1 protein-coding gene is annotated in these 2,171 nt (G+C 66.1%); it reads right to left on the reverse strand.

Annotated features, from left to right (window positions below):
• The coding region (locus tag AB4Z42_RS28295) for a non-ribosomal peptide synthetase (RefSeq protein WP_442012562.1) at positions 1–2,171 on the reverse strand (2,171 nt) is incomplete at both ends.

The raw sequence follows: 2,171 nt of genomic DNA on the forward strand, positions 1-2,171 counted from the left end.
GTGCCGACCACGTTGGGGCCGAACAACTCGCTGTAGGGCAGGACGCTGTTGACGAACGCCGCCGAGTCGATGATCAGATCCACGGACTCGGCCAGCCGCCGCCAGGTGTGCTCGTTGAGGCCCAGGTCGGCTTCGCCCTTGTCGCCGGCGACGACCTCCAGACGATCGGCGGCCAACTCCCGGAAACGGCGCAGCAGATCCGCATCACCGCTGTCGAAGGTCTTCTCCAGCCTCCGGTAGGCGTCCTCGTCGGACTTGGCGCGCACCAGGCAGACCAGCTTGCCGTCGACCTGCTCCATCTGCTCGAGCAACTGCAGCACCATGTAGCGACCCAGGAACCCGGTCGCCCCGGTCAGCAGCACCGTCCGCACCTCGGCGGCCGGGCCGGGCAATGATGGCGCACCCGCCAGTGTCGGGGCATCGAGGAACTTGTCCAGCGTCAGATCGCGGGCATGCACCTCAGCGACGTCAGCGCCATGCACGAACGCAAAACTCGGCCCGTAGGCAGCGGGTAACACCGCAGCGGCATCGCCGTCCAAGTATTGACTCAAACCGCTGACCGTCGGCGACTCGAATATTGCGTGCACCGCGAGCTGACCGTCAAGGCCGGTGTTGATGGCGGCGATCACCCGCATGGCGGAAATCGAGTCGCCACCGAGGTCGAAGAACGAGTCGTCGACCCCGACCCGCTCGACGCCGAGAACCTGGGCATAGATGCCTGCCAGCATCTCCTCGACGGCGGTGGTCGGGGGGCGGTACCGCTCACCATCGTGGTAGTCGGGCGCAGGCAGCGCGCGAATGTCCAACTTGCCGGTCACCGTCAACGGCAGCGCGTCCAGCGCCACCACCGCCACCGGCACCATATAGCCTGGCAGTCGCTGAGCCACAGCACCGCGCACACTGGCCAAATCCACTGCACCGATAGATGATTCGGTGATGTAGCCCACGAGTCGTTTGTCCCCGGGTCGGTCCTCGCGAACGATCACCGCCGCCTGTTCCACGCCGTCGAGCTCGGCGAGCGCGGCCTGGACCTCACCGAGTTCGATGCGATAGCCGCGGATCTTCACCTGCTCGTCGGCACGGCCGAGATAGTGCAGCTGACCATCGTCGCCCCAGCGCACCAGATCGCCGGTGCGATACATCCGTGCGCCTGGCGCCCCGAACGGGCACGGCACGAACCGCGTCCCGGTCAACCCGGGCCGGTGGACATAGCCGACGCCGACACCACGCCCGGCCAGATACAACTCGCCCACCACACCGGGGGCCACCGGCCGCAACCACTCGTCGAGGACGAACGTCGCACCGCTGGGCACAGGGGAACCGATCGGGGCCACATGCGAACCAGCGGCCATGCGCGAGCTGATCGCTCCGTAGATCGTTGCCTCCGTAGGCCCATACGCGTTGAGCATCACTCGCCCAGCCGTCGCCCACCGATCCAGCAGTTCGATCGGGCAGGCTTCACCCGCCACCACCAACGTGGTCTTCTCCAAGCCCTCCGGTGACAGCATCCCTGCCGCCGACGGGGTCTGGTACAGCACGGTGACCTTCTCCGAGACCAACAGATCGTGCAGATCGCTGGGCGACCCCGCCACCGACTCGGGCACGATCACCAGACGGCTACCGTGCAGCAGCGCGCCCCAGATCTCCCACACCGAGACGTCGAAGACCAGGGAATGCCACTGCGACCACACCTGCCCCGATCCGGCGGGCATATCGGCATGCAGCGACTGCAGGACCTGGGTGACGTTGTGGTGAGTCACAGCGACGCCCTTGGGCACACCCGTGGTACCCGAGGTGTAGATGACATAGGCGATGTCCTGCGGAGCAGGTGTCGCCAAGACGATCCCGGGATCGACATCGACACCCCGATCATCGATGTCGATCACCACACCGCCATACCCGCCAAGCCGCCCAGCCAACTGCCCAACAGTGACCACCGCCACCGGCGCGGTGTCAGCAAGCACAAACTCCAACCGCGCATCCGGAACCGACGAGTCGATCGGCAGATACGCCGCACCAGATTTGAGCACCGCCAGAATCGACACAACCGCCTCAACAGAACGCGGAAGCAACAGCGCCACACAATGTCCCGGACCCGCACCACACCCGGCCAACACCCGCGCCAACCGATCAGCAGCCTCATCAAGCTCGCGATAAGTCACCGACCGACC

This window comes from Mycobacterium sp. 2YAF39 (assembly GCF_052114565.1).
Classification (GTDB): Bacteria; Actinomycetota; Actinomycetes; order Mycobacteriales; family Mycobacteriaceae; genus Mycobacterium.